At 68.4% G+C, this 25,994-nt stretch carries 27 protein-coding genes and 1 other RNA gene; 10 read left to right on the forward strand and 18 right to left on the reverse strand.

Annotated features, from left to right (window positions below; all coding sequences use genetic code 11):
• Position 1: 1 nt before the first annotated feature.
• The 7 genes from AB0J95_RS03030 to AB0J95_RS03060 all read right to left on the reverse strand — a co-directional run bounded on the left by AB0J95_RS03030 (position 2) and on the right by AB0J95_RS03060 (position 6,711).
• Complete coding sequence (locus AB0J95_RS03030; protein ID WP_364751483.1) at positions 2-1,075, reverse strand: ABC transporter ATP-binding protein; 1,074 nt, start codon at positions 1,073-1,075, stop codon at positions 2-4.
• The gene (locus AB0J95_RS03035; protein ID WP_364751486.1) at positions 1,072-2,085 is read right to left on the reverse strand and encodes an ABC transporter permease; all 1,014 of its coding nucleotides are present in this window, start codon (positions 2,083-2,085) and stop codon (positions 1,072-1,074) included. The genes AB0J95_RS03030 and AB0J95_RS03035 overlap by 4 nt, the downstream gene beginning before the upstream one ends.
• An 85-nt stretch (positions 2,086-2,170) precedes the next feature.
• Entirely contained in the window at positions 2,171-3,937 is a 1,767-nt protein-coding gene (locus tag AB0J95_RS03040; RefSeq protein ID WP_364751488.1) for an ABC transporter substrate-binding protein, read from the reverse strand.
• A gap of 60 nt (positions 3,938-3,997) precedes the next feature.
• Positions 3,998-4,999: an ABC transporter permease gene (locus tag AB0J95_RS03045; protein WP_364751491.1), complete on the reverse strand. Its 1,002-nt coding sequence runs from the start codon at positions 4,997-4,999 to the stop codon at positions 3,998-4,000.
• Between the two features lie 264 nt (positions 5,000-5,263).
• Positions 5,264-5,752, reverse strand: coding sequence for a hypothetical protein (locus AB0J95_RS03050; RefSeq protein ID WP_364751493.1), 489 nt, complete (start codon positions 5,750-5,752; stop codon positions 5,264-5,266).
• 38 nt (positions 5,753-5,790) lie between these two features.
• Positions 5,791-6,387 (reverse strand): recombination mediator RecR, encoded by a 597-nt coding sequence (recR, locus tag AB0J95_RS03055; RefSeq protein WP_364751496.1) that lies wholly within the window; start codon positions 6,385-6,387, stop codon positions 5,791-5,793.
• On the reverse strand, positions 6,388-6,711 hold the full coding sequence (locus AB0J95_RS03060) for a YbaB/EbfC family nucleoid-associated protein (protein ID WP_364753436.1): 324 nt from the start codon (positions 6,709-6,711) through the stop codon (positions 6,388-6,390).
• Between the two features lie 70 nt (positions 6,712-6,781).
• On the opposite strand from AB0J95_RS03060, the gene AB0J95_RS03065 reads away from it, so the two are divergent.
• Positions 6,782-7,657: an N-acetylmuramoyl-L-alanine amidase gene (locus tag AB0J95_RS03065; protein ID WP_364751498.1), complete on the forward strand. Its 876-nt coding sequence runs from the start codon at positions 6,782-6,784 to the stop codon at positions 7,655-7,657.
• A 76-nt stretch (positions 7,658-7,733) separates the two neighbouring features.
• Here the strand turns inward: AB0J95_RS03065 and AB0J95_RS03070 are convergent, their stop codons facing one another.
• On the reverse strand, positions 7,734-8,285 hold the full coding sequence (locus tag AB0J95_RS03070) for an XRE family transcriptional regulator (protein WP_364751500.1): 552 nt from the start codon (positions 8,283-8,285) through the stop codon (positions 7,734-7,736).
• 39 nt (positions 8,286-8,324) lie between these two features.
• Here AB0J95_RS03070 and AB0J95_RS03075 point away from each other — a divergent pair, with 39 nt between their 5' ends.
• The gene (locus tag AB0J95_RS03075) at positions 8,325-8,843 is read left to right on the forward strand and encodes an N-acetyltransferase family protein (RefSeq protein ID WP_364751502.1); all 519 of its coding nucleotides are present in this window, start codon (positions 8,325-8,327) and stop codon (positions 8,841-8,843) included.
• Positions 8,844-8,845: 2 nt separating this feature from the next.
• On the opposite strand, the gene AB0J95_RS03080 is transcribed toward AB0J95_RS03075, so the two are convergent.
• The 4 genes from AB0J95_RS03080 to ffs form a co-directional block, all read right to left on the reverse strand.
• A complete protein-coding gene (locus AB0J95_RS03080) occupies positions 8,846-9,202 on the reverse strand; it encodes a VOC family protein (protein ID WP_364751505.1) in 357 nt (118 codons plus the stop codon).
• A gap of 70 nt (positions 9,203-9,272) precedes the next feature.
• On the reverse strand, positions 9,273-9,971 hold the full coding sequence (locus tag AB0J95_RS03085) for a WYL domain-containing protein (protein WP_364751508.1): 699 nt from the start codon (positions 9,969-9,971) through the stop codon (positions 9,273-9,275).
• Positions 9,972-10,003: 32 nt separating this feature from the next.
• Positions 10,004-11,950 (reverse strand): DNA polymerase III subunit gamma and tau, encoded by a 1,947-nt coding sequence (locus AB0J95_RS03090; protein ID WP_364751511.1) that lies wholly within the window; start codon positions 11,948-11,950, stop codon positions 10,004-10,006.
• 245 nt (positions 11,951-12,195) lie between these two features.
• Positions 12,196-12,292, reverse strand: an RNA gene (gene ffs / locus AB0J95_RS03095) — signal recognition particle sRNA small type.
• 14 nt (positions 12,293-12,306) lie between these two features.
• Here ffs and AB0J95_RS03100 point away from each other — a divergent pair.
• Positions 12,307-13,089, forward strand: coding sequence for a serine protease (locus tag AB0J95_RS03100; protein ID WP_364751513.1), 783 nt, complete (start codon positions 12,307-12,309; stop codon positions 13,087-13,089).
• On the opposite strand, the gene AB0J95_RS03105 is transcribed toward AB0J95_RS03100, so the two are convergent.
• Both AB0J95_RS03105 and AB0J95_RS03110 read right to left on the reverse strand, forming a co-directional pair.
• Positions 13,040-13,615, reverse strand: coding sequence for a nitroreductase family protein (locus tag AB0J95_RS03105; RefSeq protein WP_364753439.1), 576 nt, complete (start codon positions 13,613-13,615; stop codon positions 13,040-13,042). The two genes, AB0J95_RS03100 and AB0J95_RS03105, sit on opposite strands and share 50 nt — an antisense overlap.
• The gene (locus tag AB0J95_RS03110; RefSeq protein ID WP_364751516.1) at positions 13,615-14,832 is read right to left on the reverse strand and encodes a hypothetical protein; all 1,218 of its coding nucleotides are present in this window, start codon (positions 14,830-14,832) and stop codon (positions 13,615-13,617) included. Before AB0J95_RS03110 ends, AB0J95_RS03105 begins: the two co-directional genes overlap by 1 nt.
• 291 nt (positions 14,833-15,123) lie before the next feature.
• Between AB0J95_RS03110 and AB0J95_RS03115 the strand changes: the two genes are divergently transcribed.
• Complete coding sequence (locus AB0J95_RS03115; RefSeq protein ID WP_364751519.1) at positions 15,124-16,389, forward strand: aspartate kinase; 1,266 nt, start codon at positions 15,124-15,126, stop codon at positions 16,387-16,389.
• The gene (locus AB0J95_RS03120; protein ID WP_364751522.1) at positions 16,389-17,444 is read left to right on the forward strand and encodes an aspartate-semialdehyde dehydrogenase; all 1,056 of its coding nucleotides are present in this window, start codon (positions 16,389-16,391) and stop codon (positions 17,442-17,444) included. Before AB0J95_RS03115 ends, AB0J95_RS03120 begins: the two co-directional genes overlap by 1 nt.
• Here the strand turns inward: AB0J95_RS03120 and AB0J95_RS03125 are convergent.
• Positions 17,414-18,589: an MFS transporter gene (locus AB0J95_RS03125; protein WP_364751525.1), complete on the reverse strand. Its 1,176-nt coding sequence runs from the start codon at positions 18,587-18,589 to the stop codon at positions 17,414-17,416. The genes AB0J95_RS03120 and AB0J95_RS03125 overlap by 31 nt on opposite strands.
• 345 nt (positions 18,590-18,934) lie before the next feature.
• Between AB0J95_RS03125 and AB0J95_RS03130 the strand changes: the two genes are divergently transcribed.
• Complete coding sequence (locus AB0J95_RS03130; RefSeq protein ID WP_364751527.1) at positions 18,935-19,264, forward strand: hypothetical protein; 330 nt, start codon at positions 18,935-18,937, stop codon at positions 19,262-19,264.
• On the opposite strand, the gene leuA is transcribed toward AB0J95_RS03130, so the two are convergent.
• Positions 19,261-21,051: a 2-isopropylmalate synthase gene (gene leuA / locus AB0J95_RS03135; RefSeq protein ID WP_364751530.1), complete on the reverse strand. Its 1,791-nt coding sequence runs from the start codon at positions 21,049-21,051 to the stop codon at positions 19,261-19,263. The two genes, AB0J95_RS03130 and leuA, sit on opposite strands and share 4 nt — an antisense overlap.
• A 240-nt stretch (positions 21,052-21,291) precedes the next feature.
• Here leuA and AB0J95_RS03140 point away from each other — a divergent pair, with 240 nt between their 5' ends.
• Both AB0J95_RS03140 and AB0J95_RS03145 read left to right on the forward strand, forming a co-directional pair.
• Positions 21,292-21,588 (forward strand): hypothetical protein, encoded by a 297-nt coding sequence (locus AB0J95_RS03140; RefSeq protein ID WP_364751532.1) that lies wholly within the window; start codon positions 21,292-21,294, stop codon positions 21,586-21,588.
• Between the two features lie 47 nt (positions 21,589-21,635).
• Complete coding sequence (locus AB0J95_RS03145; RefSeq protein WP_364751534.1) at positions 21,636-21,965, forward strand: hypothetical protein; 330 nt, start codon at positions 21,636-21,638, stop codon at positions 21,963-21,965.
• On the opposite strand, the gene AB0J95_RS03150 is transcribed toward AB0J95_RS03145, so the two are convergent.
• Positions 21,962-22,366, reverse strand: a complete 405-nt coding sequence (locus tag AB0J95_RS03150; protein ID WP_364751537.1) for an RpiB/LacA/LacB family sugar-phosphate isomerase — start codon at positions 22,364-22,366, stop codon at positions 21,962-21,964. The genes AB0J95_RS03145 and AB0J95_RS03150 overlap by 4 nt on opposite strands.
• Before the next feature lie 111 nt (positions 22,367-22,477).
• Between AB0J95_RS03150 and AB0J95_RS03155 the strand changes: the two genes are divergently transcribed.
• Positions 22,478-23,536: a DUF3103 family protein gene (locus AB0J95_RS03155; RefSeq protein WP_364751540.1), complete on the forward strand. Its 1,059-nt coding sequence runs from the start codon at positions 22,478-22,480 to the stop codon at positions 23,534-23,536.
• A gap of 25 nt (positions 23,537-23,561) precedes the next feature.
• On the opposite strand, the gene AB0J95_RS03160 is transcribed toward AB0J95_RS03155, so the two are convergent.
• Entirely contained in the window at positions 23,562-24,437 is an 876-nt protein-coding gene (locus AB0J95_RS03160; RefSeq protein ID WP_364751543.1) for a hypothetical protein, read from the reverse strand.
• 314 nt (positions 24,438-24,751) lie between these two features.
• On the opposite strand from AB0J95_RS03160, the gene AB0J95_RS03165 reads away from it, so the two are divergent.
• Positions 24,752-25,645, forward strand: coding sequence for a TIGR03084 family metal-binding protein (locus AB0J95_RS03165; protein WP_364751545.1), 894 nt, complete (start codon positions 24,752-24,754; stop codon positions 25,643-25,645).
• Positions 25,646-25,994: the final 349 nt, after the last annotated feature.

Below are 25,994 nucleotides of genomic sequence, written 5' to 3' on the forward strand. Positions count from 1 at the left end.
CTCACAACTTCGGCTTGATCTCGGTCGTCCACAGCCGCTGACGCTCCTCTGTGGACAGGTGGCAGGCGATGAAGTGCCTCGGGCTGATCTCGCGGAACTCCGGCCGCTCGGTCGTGGACAGGTCGCCGTTGAGATCCTTGAACGCGCACCGCGGGTTGAACGGGCAGCCGTCGGGCACGTTGATCAGGCTCGGCGGCGTGCCGGGGATCGGCAGCAGCCGCTCGGTGCGCTCCCGGTCCAGCCGCGGCATCGAACCGAGCAGGCCCCAGGTGTACGGGTGCTGCGGTGCCGAGAAGATCTCGTGCGCCGTGCCGTACTCCACCGACCGGCCCGCGTACATCACCATGATGTCGTCGGCCAGCTCGGCGACCACGCCGAGGTCGTGGGTGATGATGATGACCGCGGAGTTGAAGTCCTTCTGCAGGTCCACGATCAGGTCGAGGATCTGCGCCTGCACGGTCACGTCCAGCGCGGTGGTCGGCTCGTCCGCGATCAGCAGCTCCGGGTCGCAGGACAGCGCCATCGCGATCATCGCGCGCTGGCGCATACCGCCGGAGAACTGGTGCGGGTAGTCGTCCACGCGCCGGTCCGGCTGCGGGATGCCGACCCGGTCGAGCATCTCGATCGCGTGCTTGCGGGCCACCTGCTTGGACACCTTGTGGTGCACCCGGTAGGCCTCGATGATCTGCTGGCCCACCGTGTAGAACGGGTGCATCGCGGTCAGCGGGTCCTGGAAGATCATCGCCATCCGCTTGCCGCGCAGCTCCCGCACCCGCTCCGGGGTGGCGGCCACCAGGTCCTCGCCGTCCAGCATGATCTGGCCGGAGATCTGCGCGGTGCCGCGCTTGTGCAGGCCCATGATCGACAGGCTGGTCACCGACTTGCCCGAGCCGGACTCACCGACGATGCCGAGCGTCTTGCCGCGCTCCAGCGCGAAGGTCAGGCCGTCGACCGACTTGACCAGTCCGTCGTCGGTCGGGAAGTGCACCCGCAGGTCCCGGACGTCCAGGAAGGCCTGGTCCGGCTTGCGCGAGGGCACGGCGACGTCGCCGGCCATGATGTCTTCAGAGCTCACGAGTAACGCACCCTCGGGTCGACGACGGCGTACAGCAGGTCCACGATCAGGTTCGCGACGATGATGAAGAACGCGCCCACCAGCGTCACCCCGAGGACTTTCGGCAGGTCGTTGTTCACGATCGCGTCCACGGCGTACTTGCCGATGCCCGGCAGCGAGTAGGTGCTCTCGGTGAGCACCGCGCCGCCCAGCAGGATGCCGAGGTCCAGGCCGAAGATGGTGAGGATGGGGGTCAGCACCGCGCGCAGGCCGTGCTTGACCACGACGTTGCCCTCGGACAGGCCCTTCGCCCGCGCGGTGCGGATGAAGTCCTCGTTCATCGTCTCCAGCATGGTGGCGCGGGTCAGTCGCGCGTACCCGGCGGCGTTGAGGAACGCCAGGGTGATCCACGGCAGGATCAGCGCGCCGGCCCACCGGATCGGGTTGTCACCGAAGTTGACGTAACTGCCACCGGGAGCCGTCCAGCCAAGGCCGTAGCTGAAGATCGTCAGCGACAGCAGACCGGTGAAGAAGATCGGCAGCGACACACCGGCCAGTGCGACACCCATCGCGGCCCGGTCGAACACCGTGCCCCTGCGCAGGGCGGACACCACACCGGTGGCGACACCGAAGAACAGCCACAGGATCGAGGCGCCGATGGCCAGCGAGATCGTCACGCCCATCCGGTCGACCAGGTCGGGCCACACCGGGTTCTGGGTGATGAACGAGTAGCCGAAGCAGGGCGCCGGGCAGTGCACCGTCGTCGGGCCGGTGCTGTAGTCGGCTCCCGCGAAGATGGCCTTCACGAACCGCCCGTACTGCTCCCACAGCGGGTCGGTGAACCCGAGCTTCTCCGCCATGGCATGGGTGGTGGTCGCGTCGGCGGTCTTGCCGACGTAGCGGGAGGCCAGGTCGTCCACGCTCGCACCGGCGATCCGCGGGACCAGGAAGAAGATCGCGAACGTGACCAGGCTGACCACGAAGAGCAGGATCACCGCTCCGATCAGCCTGCGGATGATGTAAGCGAGCACCGTTCTCGGCCTTGGTGGCCGGAAGCGCCGAAGCGCTCCCGGCCACCAGTTGCCTTCACCTACCTTTTGCTGGTCGCTGGACTACTTACTGAGCGACGCCCAGCGCGAGGTAGTCGTACTCCGAGAAACCGTCAGTGATGAACACGTTGGTCAGCGTCTTGGGCCGGTAGTACAGACCCTTGGCGACGACACCCGGCAGGGCGTACGCCGTGTCCATGGCCGCCTTGTCCACGTCGACCCACGCCTTCTGGCGCGAGGCGTCGTCCTTGGCGCTCATGGCCGCGTCGATCTTCGCGTCCACGCCCGGGTCCTTGATGGAGAAGTTGGTGTTACCGGCCGGCTTGATGGTCCGGCTGTCGGTGATCTCCTTCAGGAAGCCGAAGCCGTCCGGCCAGTCCGCCGCCCAGCCGAAGACCATCAGGCCCAGGCTGTTCGACTTGGCGAAGTCCGGCTTGCCCGCGTACAGCTTGGCGTAGTCGGCCACCGGGTAGGACTTGATGTTCAGCTTGATGCCCACGCGGCCAAGCGACTGCTGCAGCGACTCCGCGACGGCCTTCTCCTTCGGGCGCTCGGCGCGGTAGGAGATGTTGGTCTCGAAACCGTTGGGCTGACCGCACTTGCCCAGTGCTTCCTTGGCCTTGTCCACGTCACCAGCGTTGTCCTTGCTGGGGAACGGGTCGTACTTCTCCGAGCCCGGGATGACCGGCGGCAGCAGGTGCGTCGCGATCTCGCCACCGGTGTTGCCACCGTAGGCGCGCTGGTAGCCGGTCTTGTCGGCGGCGTACTGGATGGCCTTGCGGCACTCGATGTTGTTCAGCGGGGCCACGTCACCGTTGATGTTGGTGTACCAGAGGCGCGCCGCCAGCGGGTTGTCCGAGTTGTTCTTCAGCTGCGGGTCGGCCAGGATCTTGGCCTGCGCGGCCGGCTGCACACCGGAGCCCACCACGTCGACGTCGAGGTCACCGGACTGCAGCCGGTTGTCGATGTCGTCGGCGTTCACGTTCAGCGCGACGGTGATCTTGTCCGGCAGCGCCTTGCGGTTCGGGTCGGTGGACGGGTCCCAGTTCTCGTTGCGGACCAGGGTGAAGTTCTTGCCCAGCTCGTTGGACTCGAACTTGTACGGGCCGGTCGAGATGACCTTCTTCTTGTACTCGGTACCGGTGTCCTTCGCCCGCGGCACCGGCATGGTGGACGGCATCTGGGCGAAGTAGTCGAACCCGGAGAACGGCTTGACCAGGTGGAAGACGATGGTGTTGTCGTCCGGCGTGTCGATCGCCTTGAGGCCCAGCTTGTCCGGGTCGGTGTCCTTGTAGGGCGAGGTGTAGCCCTGCAGGTCGAGGAACTCGTTGAAGTAGGTCGGGCCGTTGGGGAACGAGTCCTTGTCCAGCGAACGCTCGACCGCGTACTTGACGTCCTTCGAGGTGACGACCGTGCCGTCCTCGAACTTGACGTTCTTCTTGATCTTGTACGTCCAGGTCTTCAGGTCGTCGCTGTGCTCACCCTTGGCCTCGGCGAGGTCCGGCACCAGCTTGGCGCCGTCGGGGCCCGGGGCGGAGGCGAACATCATCAGCGAACGGCCGTACAGGCGGATGAAGTTCCACGAGTAGGCGTAGTACGTGTCGGCCGGGTCGAGCGAGTCCCAGTCCCCCGAGTTGGCCATCCGCAGCGTGCCACCCTTCTTGTCGGAAGGGTTGAAGATCTTGCCAATGGCTGCGTTGGGTGCTGCGACGTTGTTGGCACCGCCGCCGTTGTTGCTGTTGTTGCTGGTGTTGGTCCCCCCTCCGCACGCGGAGAGCGCCATGATGGTCGCCGCACCGGCGGCAACCATCGTGACCATGCGTTGTTTCTTCATCTACAGTTGCACCCCTTTTAGGTTGCTAGCAGCCACCGGGTCGGCGGCTTATCCGATGGGCTAACGCGCTCGCGGATCCAGTGCGTCGCGCAGTCCGTCGCCGAACAGGTTGAAGGCCAGCACGGTGATGAAGATGGCCAAACCGGGGAAGACCATGTACCAGGCGTCGACCTGGTACCACCTGGACGCTTCGGACATCATCGTCCCCCACGTGGCGGTGGGCGCCTGGATTCCGACGCCGAGGAAGGACAGTGCCGCCTCGAACAGGATGTTCGTGGGGATCAGCAGTGTCGAGTAGACGAGGATCGGTGCCACCAGGTTGGGCAGCAGCTCCTTGAACAGCACGTGCGGGGAGCGGGCACCGAGGCTCCGGGCGGCGTCGACGAACTCGCGCTCGCGCAGCGAGAGGGTCTGCGCCCGGATGATCCGGCCGATGTAGGGCCAGCTGAAGAACCCGATCACGAAGATCAGCACCGCGATGCGCGAACCGTCCCGGCCGAGGCCGAACGCGTTGTCCGGCACCACACCGACCAGCGCGATGGCGAACAGCAGCAACGGGAACGCCAGGAACACGTCCATCAGGCGGCTGATCACGGTGTCCACCCAGCCGCGGAAGTAGCCGGCCGTGACCCCGAGGATGGTGCCGATCAGCACCGACAGCACGGTGGCGGCGAACCCGATCAGCAGCGAGATCCAGGACCCGGCGAAGATCCGGGTCAGGATGTCGCGGCCGTTGATCGGCTCGACGCCGAACAGGTGGTCACCGCTGATGCCGCCGAAGCCGCCCTTGGGTATCTGCAGGTCGGCGTCGACCAGCTCCTGGTTGAAGGCGTTCGGGTCGATCACGTGGAACACGCGGTCGAGCAGCAGCGCGGCCAGCGCGGCGACGATCATGACGGCGATCAGGATGCCGCTGATCATGGCGACGCGGTCGCGCTTGAGCCGCATCCACGCGATCTGGCCGAGCGAACGGCCCTGGATCGCCTTGCGGCCGAGACCTGTGAGCGCGGCCTCCGGCTGGGCTTCGGCTGAGCCACCGGAGACTTCGAGCGGGGCGGTCATGCGCGCCGAGTGCTGGTCGACGGGTCAACAGCACTCACGTTGACTTGCAGCGGTCGCCGCGACGCGTCTGAAGCAGCTCGCTGCATCGGACGCGCGGATCGCGGGTAGGCCATCGCGCACTCCCTTGGATTTCACCGACCGGATGTTGTCCGGGTCTCACACTGTGGTCGCCGAATCTAGTCGGTCAAGTGTCAGTCCTGAGCGGGTGGAGGTCACAATCGGGCCACATGGTTTCCCAAAAGCCACGCAACCACATGCGGATAGTTACTCAGGGTGAGAAAAATGGGTCGCGCGTGCCTTCGGGTCGTCGACCGCGAACCAGCCCGCCTCGAACCGCTGCCACCTGCGCAGGTGTGTGCGCGAGATCTCACCGTCGCGCCGGACGGACCGCTCCAGCCGGGCGTCCAGGCCGGGAAATTCCACCCAAACGAGTGCAGAGAGCCGATCCTGGACGGCCCGGCGACCGGCGGAAACGCCTTCCAAGATCAACACCTCGGGAACGTCGACGGTGATCCACTCGCCGAGCCGCGGCCGTCCACCCGGCCACTCCATCCGCTGATAGCGACCTTGCTCTGCGTGACCGAATGGTCGCAAAACGCCCTCTTCCAGGCGCGGCCACCACGCCACCGGGTCGTCCCAGGTGGCGAATTCATCCGTTGAAATGATCTTTACGAGATCGAAATGCGCTGCCAGCGCATGAGCGAAGGTGGACTTGCCGGCGCCCGAAGGACCGTCCACAGCGACCAAACGCACGCCACCCAGCCTCGGTGGCGTGCGCTTGATGTCCGCAGCTATACGGCGCGGCGACCCGATAGCGCCCTCGTGAGCGTCAGCTCGTCGGCGAACTCCAGGTCGCCGCCCATCGGCAGGCCGGACGCCAGCCGGGTCACGGTCAGGCCGGGGAAGTCGCGCAGCAACCGGATCAGGTAGGTGGCGGTGGCCTCGCCCTCGGTGTTCGGGTCGGTCGCGAGGATCACCTCGGTGACGTCCTGCGAGCCGATCCGGCCGAGCAGCTCGCGGATGCGCAGCTGGTCCGGGCCGATGCCGGACAACGGGTCCAGCGCACCGCCGAGCACGTGGTAGCGGCCCTTGAACTCACGGGTCCGCTCGATCGCCAGCACGTCCTTGGGCTCCTCGACCACGCACACCTTCTGCGGGTCGCGCCGGGCATCCCGGCAGATCCGGCAGGTCGCCTGCTCGGAGACGTTGCCGCAGATGTCGCAGAACACCACGCCGTCCTTGACCTTCTGCAACGCGTCCTGCAGCCGGCCGATGTCCGCCGGTTCGGCCGCCAGCAGGTGGAAGGCGATCCGCTGGGCGCTCTTCGGCCCGACCCCGGGCAGCCTGCCGAGCTCGTCGATCAGGTCCTGAACTGGCCCTTCGTACATCTAGAAACCCGGCAGCCCGAGTGCGCCACCGAGACCGCCGGTCAGGCCGCCCATCTTCTCCTCGGCCAGCTTCTGGGCGTTGCGGTTGGCGTCCCGCACCGCGGCGATCACCAGGCTCTCCAGCGTCTCCGCGTCGTCCGGGTCGATCACCTTCGGGTCGATGGCCAGTGCGGTCAGCTCACCGGCGCCGGACACCGTCGCGGTCACCAGGCCGCCGCCCGCCGTGCCGGTCACCTCGGCGTCCTCCAGCTCCTCCTGGGCCGACGCGAGCTTCTCCTGCATGGCCTGGGCCTGCGCCAGGATCTCCTGGATGTTGGGGGGCATTCCTCCGGGTTGCACCGCGGCTCCTCGATCTCACGTCGGTGATGCTGGTGTCAAGACTAGTCTCTTTGGCGTGACGACCTTGCCGCGCCGCGCACTCGCGGCCGTCGCCGTGCTCGCTTCCCTCGCCGCGTGCGGAAACCCGCAGGCCAGCACGACGTCGCCGAGCACCACGACCACTTCGTCCTCGTCCGCCGCGAACGTGGCCGAGCCGAGCCTGGTGCAGACGTTGGGGCAGACCCCGCCTTCCGCACCACCGCCACCGTCGTCATCGGTCGCCGCTCCACCACCTGCGTCCGCCGCCGGGAAGGTCGTGGTGATCGACCCCGGGCACAACGGTGGCAACGCGTCACATCCGGCCGAGATCAACAAGCAGGTGCCCGCGGGCCGCGGCCAGACCAAGCCGTGCAACACCACCGGGACCGCGACCAACGCCGGGTACACCGAGCACGAGTTCACTTGGGACGTGTCGGTGCGCGTGCGAGATGCGTTGGTGGCCAAGGGAGTCAAGGTCGTGATGACCCGGTCGAACGACACCGGCGTCGGGCCGTGCGTGAACGAGCGGGCGGATGTGGGCAACAAGGCGAACGCGGCCGCGGTGGTGTCCATTCACGCCGACGGGTCCACTTCGCCTGGGGCACATGGGTTCCACGTCGCCTACTCGTCGCCGCCGCTGAACGCCGCGCAGGGTGAGCCGTCGGCGAAACTGGCGAAGGTACTGCGGGATGGCTTGCAGGCAGCGGGTTTCGCGACTTCGACGTACATCGGCTCGCAGGGTTTGTCGCCCCGCAACGACCTCGGCGGACTGAACCTGTCCACGCGACCCGCGGTGCTTGTGGAGTGCGGGAACATGCGGAACGCGGCCGAGGCGGCGGTTCTGTCGAGCGCTGCGGGCCGCCAGAAGTACGCGGACGCCATCACCCAGGCGATCCTGAGCTACTTGGGGTGACTCACCCCGGAGGAACGGGGGACACACCCCGGAGGAAAAGGGGACACGCGGGGGAGGAAAGGGGGACACGCCGGGGTCAGGCGCGGCGGGCGATGGCGACCACGTAGCGGCATGGTTTGTCGCTGGAGTTGACGAACTTCGTCGGCGCCGGTGGTCCGAGGTGGAGGCAGTCGCCGGGGTCCAGCTCGTGGACCAGGTCGCCCTCGTGGAAGGTGAGGTGGCCTTCCAGCAACCAGATCTGTTGGTGTTTGAACGCGTACGCGTCCGCCGGGTAGGCGACCTCGGTCTTCGGCGGGAACTCCACTTCGACCAGTTCGAGCGGGCCGCCGCTGGACGGTGAGATCGCACGGCGCCGGTATCCGGTCTCCGGATCCGTCCACAGTGGCTGGTCGGCCGCCTTGACGAACCTTCTGCCCTCGGCCTTGGCGACCAGTTCGGACAGGCTCATGCCGAGCGCCGCCGACAGGCGTCCGAGCAGCACGGCGGTCGGCTGGGCCTCGCCGCGTTCGATCTTGCCGATCATCGCCCGGGACACACCCGAGCGTTCGGCCAGCTGGCTCGCCGAGAGGTCACGGTCCTGCCGCGCGGTCCGGACCGTCTCGGCGAGTGATGCGGTCAACTCGTCCACCCTGTCACTATAGCGCCGGATATGGCTACTATCATCGACATGAAGGTTCGGGATGCATCCGTCGACGACGCTTCGGCCTGCGCGGCGATCTACGCGCCCTATGTCACCGGCACCTCGATCACGTTCGAGGTCGACCCGCCTTCGGACGCGGAGATGGCGTCCCGGATCGCGGCCGCGGTGGACACGCACGCCTGGCTCGTCGCCGAGGACGCGGGCGAGGTGATCGGGTACGCCTACGGCGGTCCGTTCAAGGCACGCGCGGCCTACCGGTGGTCGTGCGAGGTCAGCGTGTACATGTCGCTGAACCACCACCGGACCGGCGGCGGGCGCGCGCTGTACACGGAGTTGTTCTCGCGCTTGGCTTCGCGCGGGTTCCGGACGGTGTGCGCGGGCATGACGCTGCCCAACGACGCCAGCGTCGCGCTGCACCGGGCGCTCGGGTTCGAACCCGTTGGCACGTACCGGAACATCGGCTGGAAGCACAACGCGTGGCACGACGTGGCCTGGGCTCAGCGGGAGATCGCGCCGGTCGGCGACCCGCCCGCCGAGCCCCGCTGAGGTCAGGCCGGCTTGTACACGCCGAACTCGTTGCCGGCCGGGTCCTGCACGTGCGCGAAGACCAGGCCGCTCGGCGTGGTCGTGGCGGGCACGAGTACCTTGCCGCCCAACCGTTCCGCCTGTTCCAGCGAAGCCGGCACGTCGTCCACGATGACCATGAAGATCGCGTGGTTGGGGAACTTGCCGCCGGTGTTGGCGAGGCCGCCGAAGGGCGCGCCCGTCGTGCTCACCAGCGCGTAGGCGTCGCCGCTGTCCGGGTCGCCGGCGAACTTCCAGTCGAACAGCTCACCGTAGAACTTCTTCGCGGTCGCCGGGTCGTCCGTGCCGACCTGCATCCAGCCGACGGTTCCGTGGCTCATCTGATGTCTCCGTTTCCTTGGCAGTACACCAGGATCGGGCCCGTTCGCGACACCCCTGTGTCGGTGTTTCTCAGCCGAGTGTGGTGACGTGGGTGACACACCCCGGGAGGTCCCCGGCGATGTAGTCCCTCCGTGCCGCGACACAGCCGGTGGCCTGCACGGTGACGATCCGGTCCAGCCGGAACGCCCGCAGCGCCGACCGTAACCGGCACCAGCCGACCAGGTACCAGCCGTTCATCCCGGCCAGGAACATCTCCGGCTCGACCTCGCGGGCGGTCGGCACACCGGACTTGTCGATGTAGTCCAGCCGCAGAACCTGTTTGCCGGCAACGGCTTCCTCGATGATGGCGGGGATGCTCGCGGGCGGTTCGGCGTCCTTGACCGCCATGAACCGCACGCGCTCGGCGAGCTCCCGCGCTGCCGTGGCGTCGTGCGGGGCCATCGCGGCCACCATCTTCTGCAGCGCGGTACGGGCCTCGCGGGCGAACGGCGAGCCGCTCGCGTGCTGCAAGGCGACCGACACCGCGACCGCTTCAGCGGCCGTGAAGTTCAACGGCGGCAACGTCATCGCACGGTCCAGCGCGTACCCGCCCTTGCGGCCCGCGTCGGCGTAGACCGGGACACCGGCCTGCTGGAGCGCGCTGATGTCACGTTCGATCGTGCGCACGCTCACCTCGTAGCGGTCCGCGAGGGAGCGGGCCGTGCGTCGGCGCGGCGCGACCGCGCGGAGATCCTCGACGATCGCGTACAGCCGGTCGGTCCGGTTCATGCCGCGGACGCTAGACCCCGGGTACGACAGTTTCAGATCTTGCGGGCGCCGAGCTCCTGGGTGAGCAGCTCGATCGCGATCTCCTCGGGGTCGCGGGCCTGGACCCGTTCGCCGTCGCCCGGGGCCTGGGAGGCCTCGGCGAGCATCTCCTCCTCCGCTTCCTCCTCGGTCTGCGGTGGTGGCGGAGGGGGCGGGAGAGGGTCGTCGGGCTCCGGGGGTTCCGGGGGCGGCGGGATGTCGTCGTGGTCCGTCGCGGGCCTCGGTGCCTCCCGGCGCGGCGGCTCGACCTGGCGCGCCGGTTGCGGGCGCTGCGGTGGCGGCGGCGCAGCCTTGGGCGGCGCGGCGGCCGCGGCCACGGGGGCACCCGCGTGCACCGCCTTGACCCGCCAGTTGCCGCCGATGACGGTGTTGAACGCCTGCGTGAGCAGGTCGACGTTGCGGGCCTCGGCCAGACGGCGGGCCAGCGGGGCGGCGGCATGGCCGACCACCACCGTGTCACCGTCGATCTCCTGGATGGTCGCGTTCGTCAGCATGGCCTCGGTGCTGCGGCCACCAGGCTGACGCCGGACCTCCGCAAGCAGCTCGGGCCAGAGTCGCCGGACTGCAGCCGCGTCCATTCCACCTGCGGCGGCCACGGGCGCGGGCTCGTGGTGCACGGGCTGCGGCGGCGGTGCTTGGACCGCGACGGGTTCGGGAGCCGGGGCAGGCGGTGGCGCCTGCCGCTGGACCGGGGCGGGCTCCGGGGCCGGCTGGGGCGCCGGGCGGTGTGCCGCAGCTTGCGCTGGGGTCGCCGGCACGTCCGGGACCATGGTGGCCCGCTTCTCCAGGCGCTCAAGCCGTTGCAGCACAGCGGAATCCACCGCCGCGTCGGTCGGCACCGCGGCGGGCAGCAACATCCGGGCGCAGAGCAGTTCCAGCACCAGCCGGGGCGACGTGGCCCCGCGCATCTCGATCAGTCCGTTGTGGACGATCTCGCAGAACCGGGTCAGTGTTGCCGGGCCGAGCTGCTCGGCCTGCGCGGACATCTTGGTCAGCTCGTCGTCGGGCACGTTCACCAGGCCGCGCGCGCCCGAGTCGGGGACCGCGCGCAACATGACCAGGTCCCGCAGGCGGTCCAGCAGGTCCGAGGCGAACCGGCGCGGGTCGTGGCCCGCGTCGACCAGGCGCTCGACCGTGCCGTACACCGCCGAGGCGTCGTACGCGGCGAGCCCGTCGACCATGTCGTCGATCAGGGCGACGTCGGTGACCCCGAGCAGCGACACAGCACGTTCGTACGTCACCCCATTGGGTCCAGCGCCGGACAGGAGCTGGTCCATCACCGACTGGGTGTCGCGCGCCGAGCCGCCACCGGCCCGGATCACCAGCGGGAACACCGCGGGCTCGACCTGCACGCCTTCCGCGGCACAGTTGCGTTCCAGCAGCTCACGCATGATGCCCGGCGGGATCAGCCGGAACGGGTAGTGGTGCGTGCGGGAGCGGATGGTCGTCAGGACCTTGTCCGGCTCGGTGGTGGCGAAGATGAAGATCAGGTGCTCAGGCGGCTCTTCGACGATCTTCAGCAGGGCGTTGAAGCCCTGCGTGGTGACCATGTGCGCCTCGTCGATGATGAAGATGCGGTAGCGCGACACGGCCGGCGCGAAGAACGCCCGGTCCCGCAGCTCACGCGTGTCGTCCACACCACCGTGGCTGGCCGCGTCCAGCTCCACCACGTCGACACTGCCCGGGCCGTTGGGCGCCAGCGAGATGCACGACTCGCACTTGCCGCACGGATCCGGCGTCGGCCCCTCGGCGCAGTTCAGCGACCGCGCCATGATCCGGGCGCTGGACGTCTTCCCGCAGCCTCTCGGGCCGGAGAACAGGTACGCGTGGTTCACACGTCCCGCGGCGAGCGCGACCCGCAGGGGTTCGGTGACGTGGTCCTGCCCGACCACCTCAGCGAAGGTCGCCGGACGGTACTTGCGGTAAAGGGCGAGCGCCACACACCGACTCTACTGGGCCGGTACGACAGTCCCGGGGTGGGCTGTGCTGACTGTCCTCGCTTCGCTCGGACGGCTTGGCCGCCCGAAGCCGGTCGTTTCCGCCCCGCACCACGCGACCGGCATCGCGATCGGGCTGGTCAGCAGTCCGGCTGGGGCGACGCCGGGCGTGTTGCGAGCCGGAAAACGACCGGCGCGGCCAAGCAGGCTGCCGTTGCTCGGTCATTCATCCACAGGGTGTGGGCACAAAAAAGCGGGCCTCGCGCACCTGCCAGAGCCCGCTTATCCTTGCTGCCTTCCGGCCCTGGGGAGGTTCACGAGATGCACACCGCACGAGACCCATGTTCAGTATACCCATGATGCGCTTGCTGCTCGCGGTGGTGGCCCTTCTTCTGATCAACATGCCCGTGGCCTCGGCAGACGTGCGGCCGATGATCGTCGGCGGCTCGCGGGTGAGCATCGAGGACTACCGGTACACCGTCTTCTTCACCGACCCTGCGGGGTACCAGTTCTGCGGCGGCGCGCTGGTGTCGGCGACGAAGGTCGTGACGGCGGCGCACTGCATGGCCGGGCGCAGTACGCGCAACACCCGAGTGGTGTGGGACCGTGAGGATAAGTACAGCTCGGACGGCACCATCTCGACCGTCAGCGACATCTGGGTCCACCCGAACTTCTCCAGCACGGTCCGCGGCGCGGACGTCTCCGTCGTGACCCTCGACACCAGCCTGCCCGGCCCGTACCTGCCGATCGCCTCGCCGCGCGACACCTCTCTCTATACGCCGAACACGATGTCGACGATCCTCGGCTGGGGCGCGACGAGCAGCGGCGGCAGCTCGTCGCGGTACCTGTTGAAGGCCACCGTGCCGATCACGACCGACGCGGCCTGCCGTACTGCCTACGGCACTGCATATATAGCTAGCGCGATGGTGTGCGCTGGGTATGCGAGTGGTGGCGTCGACACGTGTCAGGGCGACTCGGGTGGCCCGTTGATCGCCGGGGGCAAGCTGATCGGCGACACGTCGTGGGGCCGTGGCTGTGCGCTGGCGGGGTATCCGGGGGTGTACGGACGGATCGCCAGCTACTACGACGTGATCATGCCGGAGGTTGCTCAGGGAACACCGGGGTCCCCCACTCGCCCGTGAAAGCGATGTCCGACAACGGAAGCCGCTTGCGTGGGGCCAGTTCGCGGTCCCTGAGGTCGTCGGGGATGGTGTTGCGGTCGCCGAGTTTGCCCACGGCGATCGCCACGATCGGCTTGGCCTCCAACGGCAGTTCGAACAGGATCCGCGCGGCCTCGGCGTTGAACCCGCCCATCTGGTGGGCCACCAGACCCTCGTCGACCGCTTGCAGCACAAGGTTTTCGGTGGCGAGCGCCAGGCCGTACTCGTACAACGGCAACTCGCCCTTGGCGTTGACCGTGATGGCGACGCCGAGCATGAGCACCGCGGCGGTGTGCGCCCAGTTCTGGTTGCGGCGGCTGAGGGTCTCGAAGATCCGCTCATAGGTCGAGTCGCCTTTGCGGCCAACGAGATAACGCGCCGGCTGGGTGTTGCCATAGCTCGGTGCCCAGCGGGCGGCGTCCAGCATCGCGCGCAGCGACTCGTCCGGAACCTCGGCGTCGGCGTCGAGCCAGCGGGGGCTCCAACGCTGTTCGAACAACGGGTGCATCAGATCGCGTAACTCCACACTGTCACCGCGTAGGCCCCGAACCAGCTGGTGATGACCACCAGTCCGGTCAGGGTGAGCACCGTGGTGGCGGTCTGCCGTTTGGCCAGGGCGAGCGCGATCGGGACCAACAGGACGAAAGCCGGCAGCAGCAGCCGGGCCTTCGATGCCATCATGCCGTCCGACCCGACGTCCATCAGCAGCACACCGATCGCGTACAGCAGCAGCGGCCACGGCAGCCTGGTCCGCAACCCGATGGCCAGCAGCACGAACGCGGTCATGATGACCAGCACGGTCACGCCTTCGAGCACGGACAGCTGGTGGGTCATGGCGTCGACGATGAACCTCAGGGTGGCCCGGCCGCCGTCGAAGTGCGACTCCCAGCCCTGGTTCTGCAGGGTGAAGTAGCCGGTCAGCGAGCCCGTCTTGGCCGCGACCCAGCCCAGGTAGGACAGCAGTCCCGCGGGTGCGAGCAGCCCGCAGGCCCACGGCCGCCACCCGTCCTTGCGCTGGATCACCGCGACCAGCGCGGCCACACCGACCGCCAGCACGAGCGCCGCCGACGTCGGCCGCACCAACCCCGCCGCGGCGCACGCCAGGCCGGCGAGGATCCACTTGCGTTCCAGCACACCGACCAGGGCCCACGCCGCGAACGCGCAGAACAGCGCCTCCGAGTACGTCATCGCCAGGACGATGCTCATCGGCGCCGCCGCGAACAGCACCACGAGGATGACGCCCGCCCTGGCCGACCCGCCGGGCACCACCCGGCCGATCCGGACCAGCGCGTACGAGCAGAACACGCCGGCCACGATGGTGATGGCGAACGCGAAGAACAGCCGGTCGTTGGGGGTGCCGCCGAACGGCCGGGCCAGCCAGTTGATCAGCTTGGGGTAGCCGGGGAAGAACGCCAGCGGCGTCTCGGCGCTGCGCCGCCCGAACGCGTCCCCCAGGCTCGCGGGCACGTTGTCGTACCCGCCCGCGGCGATGCCGAGGTACCACTGCCCGTCCCAGCTGGTCAGCGCCTCGCCCATGGGGAACCGCGTCTTGATGCTCATCCAGGTGAGCACGAGCAGCCCGAACTCCCGGATCCCCAGGTAGAGCAGCGCGGGCGTCAACGCCACCGCCACCCGCCGCACCGTCCACGCGCTGGCCACACCCACCTGCGCCGCCGCGGCAGCCCGCCGCACGTCGGGCTGCTGAGCCACCTCCGTCGCGGTCACGCGAACAGCCTAAACAGCGGTGCTCCGCACGCCCGTCAACCGCCCCGATCGGGCGACACAGAGCAGGTGAGGGGCGGTGACGAATTTCATCGGCGGGAAACCACCCGGCCGGTGCCGAGCAGGCCCGCAACTCTTGTTCCCGGTGGCTGCGGGCGGCGGACGATTCCCGGGAAAAGGCCGGTCAAGGGCCGGTCGGGTGAGTGGCCGTGGTCATATCACGATCGAGGGAGTCCCGCCCGCGCAGGTAGGCTCTTGACCGATGTAGCGGGGCGGAACAAGGAAGGTGGCGCGGTGGCGCTCGTCGTCCAGAAGTACGGCGGTTCCTCGGTGGAGAACGCGGACCGCATAAAGCGGGTGGCCGAGCGGATCGTGGCGACCAAGAAGGCCGGCAACGACGTGGTCGTGGCGGTCTCGGCGATGGGTGACACCACCGACGAGCTGCTGGACCTGGCCAACCAGGTCGCCCCCGTGCCGCCGGCCCGCGAGCTGGACATGCTGCTGACGTCGGGTGAGCGGATCTCGATGTCGCTGCTGGCCATGGCGATCCACGCGCAGGGCCTCGAAGCCCGCTCGTACACCGGCTCGCAGGCCGGGGTGATCACGACCGCGGCGCACGGCAACGCGCGGATCATCGACGTGACGCCCAGCCGGATCCAGGAGGCGCTGGACGACGGGGCGATCGCCATCGTCGCCGGCTTCCAGGGCGTCAGCCAGGGCACGCGGGAGATCACCACCCTCGGCCGCGGCGGCACGGACACCACCGCGGTGGCGCTCGCGGCCGCGCTGAACGCCGATGTCTGCGAGATCTACACCGACGTGGACGGCGTGTTCACCGCCGACCCGCGGATCGTGCCCAACGCCAAGCACCTAGAGCAGATCACCTACGAGGAGATGCTCGAGATGGCCGCCAGCGGCGCCAAGGTGCTGATGCTGCGGTGTGTCGAGTACGCCCGCCGCTACGGCGTGCCGGTCCGTGTCCGTTCGTCGTTCAACCAGAAGCCCGGCACCGTCGTGACCGGGTCGATCGAGGAGCTCTCCGTGGAACAAGCGATGATCACCGGGGTCGCGCACGACCGCTCCGAGGCGAAGGTGACGGTCACCGGCGTGCCGGACAAGACCGGCGTCGCCGCCCGGATCTTCCGGGTGATCGCCGACTCGGAGATCGACATCGACATGGTGCTGCAGAACGTCTCGTCGACGCACTCCGGCCGCACCGACATCACGTTCACGCTGTCGAAGTCCAACGGCCCGCTGGCGGTGGCCGCGCTGGAGAAGGTGCGCGAGGAGCTGGGCTTCGAGAGCGTGCTGTACGACGACCACGTGGGCAAGCTGTCCCTGGTCGGCGCGGGCATGCGGTCGCACCCCGGGGTCACGGCGACGTTCTGCGAGGCGCTGGCGGGGGCCGGCGTGAACATCGAGATCATCAACACCTCGGAGATCCGCATCTCGGTGCTGATCCGGGACACGCAGCTCGACGAGGCCGTACGGGCCATCCACGAGGCGTTCGGCCTCGGCGGGGACGAGGAGGCGGTTGTGTACGCGGGGAGTGGTCGCTGATGGCACCGGTACTTGCCCTGGTCGGCGCCACCGGCGCGGTCGGCGGCGTGATGATGGACATCATCAACGGCCGCGAGTCCGTGCCGTGGGGCGAGATCCGGCTGATCGCGTCGCCGCGGTCGGCGGGCAAGAAGTTCACCGTGCGCGGGCAGGAGCTGACCGTCCAGGCGCTGTCGCCCGAGGTGTTCGACGGGGTCGACATCGCCATGTTCGACGTGCCGGACGAGGTCTCCGCCGAGTGGGCGCCGATCGCCGCGGCCCGTGGCGCGGTCGCGGTGGACAACTCGGGCGCGTTCCGGATGGACCCGGACGTGCCGCTGGTGGTGCCCGAGGTGAACGTGGACAAGATCCACGACCGGCCGCGCGGCATCATCGCCAACCCGAACTGCACGACGCTGTCGATGATGGCCGCGGTCGGCGCGCTGCACCGCGAGTTCGGCCTGCGGGAGCTGGTCGTGGCGTCCTACCAGGCGGCGTCCGGCGGCGGGCAGCCCGCGATCGACCGGCTCTACGCGGAGCTGGAAGCCGTTGCGGGCAAGCACGTCGGCGTGCGGGCGGGCGACGTGCGGGAGGCGGTCGAGGCGGCCGGACTGTCCATCGCGGACTCTCCGTTCCCGGCGCCGCTGGTGATGAACGTGGTGCCGTGGGCGGGTTCGCTCAAGGACGACGGCTGGACCTCCGAGGAGCTCAAGGTTCGCAACGAGTCCCGCAAGATCCTGGGCATCCCTAACCTGAAGGTGTCCGCGACCTGCGTGCGAGTCCCGGTGGTCACCACGCATTCCCTTGCGATGCACGCGGTTTTCGAGCGTGAGGTCACCGTTGAGGCCGCGCACAAGGTGTTCTCCGCGCAGCCGACGGTGGTGCTCGTGGACGACCCGGCGAACAAGAAGTTCCCGACTCCCGCGGACGTCGTAGGCGGCGACCCCACGTACGTCGGCCGGGTCCGCCAGGCCCTGGACTTCCCGAACACGCTGGACTTCTTCGTCAGCGGCGACAACCTGCGCAAGGGCGCGGCGCTGAACACCTACGAGATCGCCGAGGCCCTCGCGGGCTGACGGGTCAACGCGTAGGCGCCGGCCGCGACGAGCACACCGCCGAGGCCGGCGCCGACGAAACCCCAGTTGGGCGCCGTGTGGTCGACCACGAACCCGATCACCGGCGACCCCAGCGCGCTGCCGAGCGTGAACGCCGACCCCTGAAGCCCGGTCGCCTCACCGCGGACCGACAGCGGCGTGAGGCGGCTGACCTCTTCTCCGGTGGCGGCGAGGGTCGGCGCGCACATCATCTGCGACGGCACCAACGCCAGCCCGATCACCCACCACCACCCGCTGACGAGCGCGACCGGGATGGTGAGCGCGCCGAGCAGCATCATCAAAGTGACCTGTGGCAACGATTTGTGCACCGCCCCGTGGACAAGCCCGCCGATCAGCGACGCGATGCACATGATCACCACCAGCGCCCCGGTCCACTCCACCTCACCGTTCGCGCGCAGCACCGCCACCGCCGTGACCTCCGTGCCCGCCAACACAAAGACCGCGCCCATCCCCACGACGAGCACGCCGGTCAACTGCCCGGTGAGCCACTCCCGGCGGGCGGGCCTCGGCCCGGCTTCCCGCTCATTCCCGTTGCGCGTCAACGGGTTGAACACATACAACGTGCCGCCCACCAACACCACCGAACACGCGATCACGATCATCGCGACCGCACTCGACGCCTGCGTCGCCAGCGCCACACCGAGCACCGGCCCGACCATGAAACTGAACTCGACGAACACCGCATCGAGTGAGAAAGCGGTGCGCCGGTGCTCCTCGGGGACGATGATGCCGATCGCCTGCCGCCCGATGCTCATCGCCGGAACGGTGAGCACACCCCCGATGAAAGAGGTGACCAACAATCCGGTGTAGCCGAGCAGCGGCGCGGTGAACCAGAACGCCGACTGCCCGATCGTGGTAAGCACCAGCATCGGCCGCAGGCCCCACCGGTCCACGATCCGCCCCATGAACGGAGCCCCCACCGCGATCCCGACCGTCCCCGCGGCCCCCACCAGCCCCGCGGCCCCATAGCCCTTCCCCAGCGTGACGGCCACATGCAGCGTCAACGTCAGCGGTGTCGCCGTCTGCGGGATCCGCGCGAAGAACATGACGATCATCAACGCCCGGACACCCGGCAACCCCAGAACCACCCGATACCGCTGCACCATCCCAGCCGATCATCCGACCCCCACCCACCACAACCGACTTTCCACCCATCCGGTCGCGGTGCCTACTAGACGCCGACCCAACCCATGAAGACGCCGCCAACCCGAGTTGGCGCCGCCCCCCGCCGCCCTCTTCCGTGATCTCCATGGCCACCGATGCGACCTGACCCGTCCGTGGGTTGACCGATTCAGGTCAACTCATCGCGTTCGGCCGAACACAGGGTGCTTTCCCTTGTACGCCAATAGGTTGACTTAGTGAAGAACCGGTAACACCCCTTGGGATAACGGCGATTTATGGGCAAGTGTCCACGGTGGATATCCTCCGCACGGGAGCCACGGGAGTCGCCCATGAGCGCCGCGATCCGGCCGCCAGAGGCCGCCACGCCGATCTTCCGCAATGGTTTCGCGACCACGGCCCTCGCGTTGGGCATTGTGGGTGTCGGGTTTGGGTTGACTGTCCTGTTCGGACTGCTGGCCACCATTTTCGGGGCTTTTGCCGTTGTTTTCGGGGTTGTCGGAGTTGTCCGGGCTCGGAAGGGCCGCGCGACGGACGGTGGGATGGCCGCGGTGGGTGTACTCGCGGGTCTGATCGCGGTCGCGCTGGGGATCATCGGGATGGCGACCGTCCCGCAGGCCGGTGCGCCGATCCCGATGAGCGCGGTGGTGTCCGGCGTCTAGCGGTTCGCGCGGTTCACGGCGGACACGACGGCCCGCAGTGAGGCCGTGACGATCGAGGAGTCGACGCCGACGCCCCACCACACCCGGTCGCCGACGGTGCATTCCACGTAGGCGGCCGCGCGCGCGTCGTCGCCGGCGGTGAGAGCGTGCTCGGAGTAGTCGAGTACTCGCACGTCATAGCCCACGCTGGCCAGCGCGTCGACGAACGCGGCGATGGGGCCGTTGCCGTTCCCGGTGACCTCGTGGGTGTCGCCCTCGACGGACACGACGGCGGCGATCTCGTCGTGGCCCTGGCCGTCGTCGGACAGCCGGTGCCGTTGGAGCACCAGGGGCGACGTCAGCGACAGGTACTCCGTGGCGAACACGTCCCACATCTGCTGCGGGCTGACCTCGCCGCCCTCGCTGTCGGTCATCTTCTGGATCACGCCGGAGAACTCGATCTGCAGCCGGCGCGGCAGCTCGAGCTGGTGCTCGGTCTTCATCACGTACGCCACGCCGCCCTTGCCGGACTGCGAGTTGACCCGGATGACCGCCTCGTAGGTGCGGCCCACGTCCTTCGGGTCGATCGGCAGGTACGGGACCTCCCACTGGAACTGGTCCACCGGGGTGCCCGCACGGGAAGCGGCATCCTTCAAGGCGTCGAAGCCCTTGTTGATGGCGTCCTGGTGGCTGCCGGAGAACGCGGTGAACACCAGGTCACCGCCATAGGGGTGGCGCTCGGGGACGGGCAGCTGGTTGCAGTACTCGACCGTGCGGCGGATCTCGTCGATGTCGGAGAAGTCGATCTGCGGGTCGATGCCCTGGCTGAACAGGTTCATCCCCAGCGTGACCAGGCAGACGTTGCCGGTGCGCTCGCCGTTGCCGAACAGGCACCCCTCGATCCGGTCCGCGCCCGCCTGATACCCCAGCTCGGCCGCGGCGACCCCGGTACCGCGGTCGTTGTGCGGGTGCAGGGACAGGATCACCGAGTCGCGGCGCTCCAGGTTGCGGTGCATCCACTCGATGGAGTCCGCGTACACGTTCGGCGTGGCCATCTCGACGGTCGCGGGCAGGTTCAGGATCACCGGGCGCTGCGGGGTCGGCTGCCAGATCTCGGTGATCGCGTTGCACACCTCGGCCGCGTACGACAGCTCCGTGCCGGTGTACGACTCGGGCGAGTACTCGAACCGGAAGTCCGTGTCGGTGTACTTCTCGGCGAGCTCCTGCACCATCTCCGCGGCCGAGGTGGCGATCTTCTTGATGCCCTCGCGCTCCTCGCGGAACACCACCCGGCGCTGCAGGATCGAGGTCGAGTTGTAGATGTGCACGATCGCCTTGTTCGCGCCCTGCAACGCCTCGAAGGTGCGCTCGATCAGCTCGGGACGGCACTGCGACAGCACCTGTATGCGTACGTCGTCGGGTACCGCGTTCTCGGTGATGATCTCGCGGACGAAGTCGAAGTCGGTCTGCGAGGCAGCCGGGAACCCGACCTCGATCTCCTTGTACCCCATGCGCACCAGCAGCTCGAACATCCGCCGCTTGCGGGCCGGGGACATCGGGTCGATCAGCGCCTGGTTGCCGTCCCGCAGGTCGACCGCGCACCACAGCGGCGCCGTGGTGATCTTGCGGTCCGGCCAGGTGCGGTCGGCGAGCGTGACGTCCTCGACGACCTCGGCGAACGGCCGGTACCGGTGGACCGGCATCGAGCTGCCGAGCTGGGCGTTCCACTCGGCCTGCCCGGCGGGCGCCGGCCGGGACGGCCGCCGGATATTGCCGGCGGCAGGGCGGTAATCGGGGGTGGTGGTCATGGTGTTTCTCCTGCTGGGGTGCCTGAGAAGACCGGCGCATCACTCAGCTCCGCGGCGGGGAGCCAGTCTGGAAAGTCAGGCCCCGACGCGGCAGCGAAGCAGGAGGTCAAGTCGCGCCACGTCTCCACCATATCCGTGTCACCCACCCATCCGTAAACCACCCTTCCCACATCGTGGGCCGCGACCGATTGCTCCGATCGGGCGAGTTTTCGAATCTCCGCTGAGGTGAACCCCTGTTCCATGACAACTCGCAGATGGCACGTGCGGAGCGGCCGCGGGACTGCCGCTCGGGTGGTTTTCGGGGTCACCGCGCTCTTCGCGCTGATCGAAGCGATCTACATCCTGTTGATCGTGCTGGGCGCCAACACGGCGAACGGCTTCTTCACCTTCATCAGGTCCCTCGCGGAACCGCTCGCGCTGTTCTTCCCGGGCCTGTTCGCGACCGGCAACTTCCACTTGGACGTCATCCTGAACTACGGGCTGGCCGCGGTGTTCTGGCTGGTCGTCGGCTCGATCCTGGCACGGATCATCGCGTAGTTACTGATAAGTAGCGAAACGCGCTGGGCCATGTCAGACTGCTGCGCATGGCCCAGCATGCCGAGTCCGAGAGCAAGCGGCCCGACCTGCGCCCGCGGCTCGTGGGCGCCATCGCCTCGGTCGTCCGCTGGATCGGCCTGATCTTCGCGCTGGTCTTGGTCGTCCACGTCGTGCTGACGGTCGGCAGCGCCAATCCGAACAACGGGATCACGAATTTCTTCGCCGATGTGGCCGATCCGCTCGCCATCGGATTCAAGGATCTGTTCACCCCGTCAGACCCCAAGCTTTTCGTGTTGGTCAACTATGGGCTGGCCGCACTGTTCTGGCTGATCGTGTCCGGGGTGCTCGTCAAGATCATTCGCCGCTTCGCCGGTTAGTCCAGCATCGCGATGTTGTCGGCCTCGCTCGGATCGGGGCCTGTTTCCAGGAATGCCTTGGTCACCTCGACCGCCACGTCCGGAGCGAGCCTTTTCAGGCTGAGCGCGAGCACGTTGGCGTCATTCCATTTCCGTGCGCCCTCGGCGATCCAGACCTCCCACGCCAATGCCGCGCGCACCCCGGGCACCTTGTTCGCGGCGATCGCCGTGCCGGTGCCGGTCCAGCACATCACCACGCCGTAGTCCGCGGTCCCGTCGACGACCGCCCGGCCGACGGCCGCGCCCAGCTCAGGCCAGGCGTCCGAGGCCGCGGGGCGGATCACCTCGTGCCCGGTCTCCAGGAAGGCCACCACCGCCCGGGTGGTCTCGTTCTCGTCGTCGGCGGCGAACGCGATTCGCATGTGTTCACCGTAGCGTTCCCAGTTTTCCCTGGCACCCGTTTGGACAGTTGCCAACACTCATGGCGGTACGCCAACGTCGAACCACCGGTCCGATAACCGTGAGGAACGCCCATGCGCATCACATCCCTGCTGGTCGCATTTGTGCTCGCTGGTTCAGCCGTCGGCACACCCGCGATGGCCTCGCCTGAAAAAGCCCCGAACACCGTTTCGGAAATCTCCGACGGGCTCGCCCGGGCTTTGTCGGCTGAGCTCACGAACAACGCTGTTCGAAACGCCCTCACAAAACTCGCGCCGGTGACCCCGGTCGACGCCGGGGCTTTGGACGTCCGCGGCAGGCTCGCCGCGGTCATCGACAAAGCCGACGCCGATCTGCTGGCCGTGAAAGGCCTGCCCGCCGGTTCCACGCGGCTGGCGCAGATCCGGCTCGGCGACGCGAGCATGGTCGCTCCCCTGCGGGCTGGTGCCGCCCCGCTGGTGGCCGCCACGCCGAACGACGACAACGCCACCGAGTTCACCGCTTACAACCCCGGTGGCAAGGCGGAAACGGTGCCGACGGCCTCGATCCCGAAGCGCCCGGTGCTGTTCGTCGACGTGGACGTGAAGACCGCGACCCGGCTGGGCATGGCGGTGATCGACCAGGCAACGGGCAACAAGAGCGCGCGCGTTGCCAGGGCCGCCAACGGCTACTGGGCCACCCAGATCAAGAGCATCCGGTTCAACGACGTGGAAGAGCCGTGGTTCAAGGGCGACGCCGAGATCTTCGCGATCACCGGCGGGTTCGACCTCAACGGCGACGTGCGCGCCGACACCGTCGACATGCCCTACCTCGACGACGAGAACCACACCTACTACCCGAACCAGCTGATCCTGCACTGGAACCGGTACAAGTACAGCGCCGCCGACATCGTGTTCATGGAGGACGACGGCGACACCAACTACCTGGCGCTGGCCAAGGCGATCATCGCCGCGCTGGCGTACATCACCGACACCGGCGCCTATGTGCCGCTGGCCAACGCCATCCTCGACGCGATGCCGTCGAGCTGGTGGACCGACGACCCCGACTACGTGGACTCCTGCTACGCGGTGACCGTTGACGCGAACTGGACCCGCACCTGCGCTCGCGGCAACGGCACGCTCAGCGTGGCGCCGTTCTGGGTCGCCGGGATCTGACCGCCGGGTTGGTGGCCGGGCGGCGCTACTGCTTGGCCACCAACACGTTCGGATCCTTCTGGGTGAAGTAGGCCGCGTTGGCGACGTAGACCTTGTTGCCGCGCACGGCGATCGACGTCGGGTTGGACAGACCGTCCTGCGCGGTAAGGAAAGTCTGCTGCGAACCGTTCGGGTGCAGGAGCACGACCTCGCTGCCGAAGTTGTTCGCCGCGAAGACCTCGTCGCCGTGGCCGAAGGTGAAGTCGTCGATCCCGGTGACCTGGGCCTTGGTCTGGATCGCACCCGGCGATCCGTCGGAGCGGACCGGGATCCGCAGCAGAAGCCCCTTTTCGGTCTGCGACACCCACACGGCGCCGCCGTGAAGCTTGATGCCGTTGACGCCGAACCCGCTGGGTGTCGAGGGCGCGAGGATGGGCGCGGTCAGCCACTTGGTGGCCTGGCGGTGCCGGACTCGCCAGATGGTGCCGGTGGACGAGTCGGTGAGGTACAGGGTGTAGCCGTCGAGGGCGAGCCCGTTCGGGAAGACCGTGTCCGGCAGCGCGGTGTACAGCTCGGCCGGCTGGCCGGGCTTGATCTGGTAGACCCCGGCCGGCAGGCCGCCGCCGAAGTGCAGGAAGTAGATGGTCCCGGCGGCGGACCGGACGATTCCGCTCGCGCGGCCGCCCGCGGGCAGGTTCGTCAGGACCTCGACGTGGCCGTCCGGCCGCACGCGGGCGACCTGTCCGGCGGCCGCCCAGGTCACGTCGGCCGAGCCGTCGGGTTCCAGGGTGATGTTCTCCGGCAACTGGCCCTGGGCGATATCGAAATGCGCGAGGGTGCGTGTCTGGGACGCGGCCGCCGGGGCCGTCAGGGCCACCATCGCGGCCGCGGTGACCGCCAATGTCTTCTTCAGGTAAGTCACTGAACGTTCAACGACCTGTATCGGAATACCCATTCCAGCGGAACATGGCAGCTACTCGCCGTGGACTGCCGGGCGTGCCGGCCCTGGACGGCCGGTTCCGCCGGATGGCCCAGAGCCGCCCGTGGTCACGGAACGCTTACCGGTACCGGTCATGTCGATCGCCGACCGCGACATCGCATTCGTTTGTTCCCTGATCGGGCGAATGCTATGTCGCTTTGTGCTACTCAACAAAGCCGGATTGGGTAATTCCCACCAGGACACTGTTACCGGGAGGATCAATACGGACCGATGTGGGCTTCTGGAGGTGTGTCGCTGTGCCGACTGCCGTCTCGGCGGACAATGAGATCAGGGCTTATCCGGAGCTGCCCGGGCAGTGCCGCCCGGCCAGATTCGTCCGGGTGCTGTTACAGACCGTCCTGGACGATTTACGAGCCGAGCAGGAGGAGTTAGACGCGCTGGCCGGGTCGCTGACCGAGGCGCAGTGGCGGCTGGCCACCCCGTCGCCGGGCTGGACGGTCGCGCACCAGATCGCGCACCTCGCGTGGTGCGACGACGCCGCGCTGCTCGCCGTCACGGACAAGCAGGCGTTCCTGGCGTTCCTCGACTCGGTCCGTACCGACCCACAGGCGCACATCGACCGCGGCGCCGCCGAGGGCGCCGCCGCCTCGCCCGAGGATCTGCTGGCGCGCTGGCGGGCCGGCCGCGGTGTGTTGTTGTCCACACTGCGCCGGATCGACGCGGGCTCGAAGCTGGCGTGGTTCGGGCAGCCGTTGAACGTCGTGACGCTCGGCACCGCCCGGCTGATGGAGGTCTGGGCGCACGGCCTGGACGTCGCCGACGCGCTCGGCGTCACCCGTGAACCCACCCACCGGCTGCGCCACATCGCCTACCTGGGTGTCCGCACCCGCGACAACGCCTTCCACCGCCGTGGCCTGACGCCACCCGAGCCGTTCCGCGTGTCACTGAGCGGCCCGGACAACCAGGTGTGGACCTGGGGCCCGCCCGAGGCCGACCAACGCGTCACCGGTACCGCCCTGGACTTCTGCAAGCTCATCACCCGCCGCATCCACCGTGATGACACCACCCTCACGGCCGTCGGCGCCGACGCCGAGCGCTGGCTGCACATCGCCCAATGCTTCGCCGGCCCACCCGGCCCCGGCAGACCCCCGAAAACCACCGACACCCGGTTCGGCGCCTGCTCCGGCTGACCCAACCGGGCGCTAGCGGTCGGCCTACCGGAGCGACCGCCACACCACCGCACCATCACCATGCCCGACCGCGACCGGAATCGATCCCAAAGCCCGCAGCAGGGCGAGCTTCGGCCGACGTCCGTGCCCGGGGGCATCTGGGCGGCACCTTGGATGCGCCCGTGGAGGTGGCGCGGCCGATGCTCAAGTGAGCGCCCACATCTCCGGCGTCGACGGTGGCGTGGACCTGCACCGTCAGTGGGCGCGCAAGTCTCGCACTCGGGCGGTCCGCCGCCGAGGAATGCCAGCGGCGCCCGCAGCTCGCCCGCACCCGTGGTGACCCCCGGTTTTGGGAGCGGTCCAGGCCATC

Source organism: Actinocrispum sp. NPDC049592, assembly GCF_040675465.1.
Lineage (GTDB): Bacteria > Actinomycetota > Actinomycetes > Mycobacteriales > Pseudonocardiaceae > Kibdelosporangium.

Coding starts and splice junctions, on each gene's coding strand:
- AB0J95_RS03040 (WP_364751488.1), bottom strand. CDS start 3,937: ATGAAGAAACAACGCATGGTCACGATGGTTGCCGCCGGTGCGGCGACC.
- AB0J95_RS03045 (WP_364751491.1), bottom strand. CDS start 4,999: ATGACCGCCCCGCTCGAAGTCTCCGGTGGCTCAGCCGAAGCCCAGCCG.
- recR (WP_364751496.1), bottom strand. CDS start 6,387: ATGTACGAAGGGCCAGTTCAGGACCTGATCGACGAGCTCGGCAGGCTG.
- AB0J95_RS03060 (WP_364753436.1), bottom strand. CDS start 6,711: ATGCCCCCCAACATCCAGGAGATCCTGGCGCAGGCCCAGGCCATGCAG.
- AB0J95_RS03075 (WP_364751502.1), top strand. CDS start 8,325: ATGAAGGTTCGGGATGCATCCGTCGACGACGCTTCGGCCTGCGCGGCG.
- AB0J95_RS03080 (WP_364751505.1), bottom strand. CDS start 9,202: ATGAGCCACGGAACCGTCGGCTGGATGCAGGTCGGCACGGACGACCCG.
- AB0J95_RS03085 (WP_364751508.1), bottom strand. CDS start 9,971: ATGAACCGGACCGACCGGCTGTACGCGATCGTCGAGGATCTCCGCGCG.
- AB0J95_RS03100 (WP_364751513.1), top strand. CDS start 12,307: ATGCGCTTGCTGCTCGCGGTGGTGGCCCTTCTTCTGATCAACATGCCC.
- AB0J95_RS03105 (WP_364753439.1), bottom strand. CDS start 13,615: ATGCACCCGTTGTTCGAACAGCGTTGGAGCCCCCGCTGGCTCGACGCC.
- AB0J95_RS03120 (WP_364751522.1), top strand. CDS start 16,389: ATGGCACCGGTACTTGCCCTGGTCGGCGCCACCGGCGCGGTCGGCGGC.
- AB0J95_RS03125 (WP_364751525.1), bottom strand. CDS start 18,589: ATGGTGCAGCGGTATCGGGTGGTTCTGGGGTTGCCGGGTGTCCGGGCG.
- AB0J95_RS03130 (WP_364751527.1), top strand. CDS start 18,935: ATGAGCGCCGCGATCCGGCCGCCAGAGGCCGCCACGCCGATCTTCCGC.
- leuA (WP_364751530.1), bottom strand. CDS start 21,051: ATGACCACCACCCCCGATTACCGCCCTGCCGCCGGCAATATCCGGCGG.
- AB0J95_RS03140 (WP_364751532.1), top strand. CDS start 21,292: ATGACAACTCGCAGATGGCACGTGCGGAGCGGCCGCGGGACTGCCGCT.
- AB0J95_RS03145 (WP_364751534.1), top strand. CDS start 21,636: ATGGCCCAGCATGCCGAGTCCGAGAGCAAGCGGCCCGACCTGCGCCCG.
- AB0J95_RS03150 (WP_364751537.1), bottom strand. CDS start 22,366: ATGCGAATCGCGTTCGCCGCCGACGACGAGAACGAGACCACCCGGGCG.
- AB0J95_RS03155 (WP_364751540.1), top strand. CDS start 22,478: ATGCGCATCACATCCCTGCTGGTCGCATTTGTGCTCGCTGGTTCAGCC.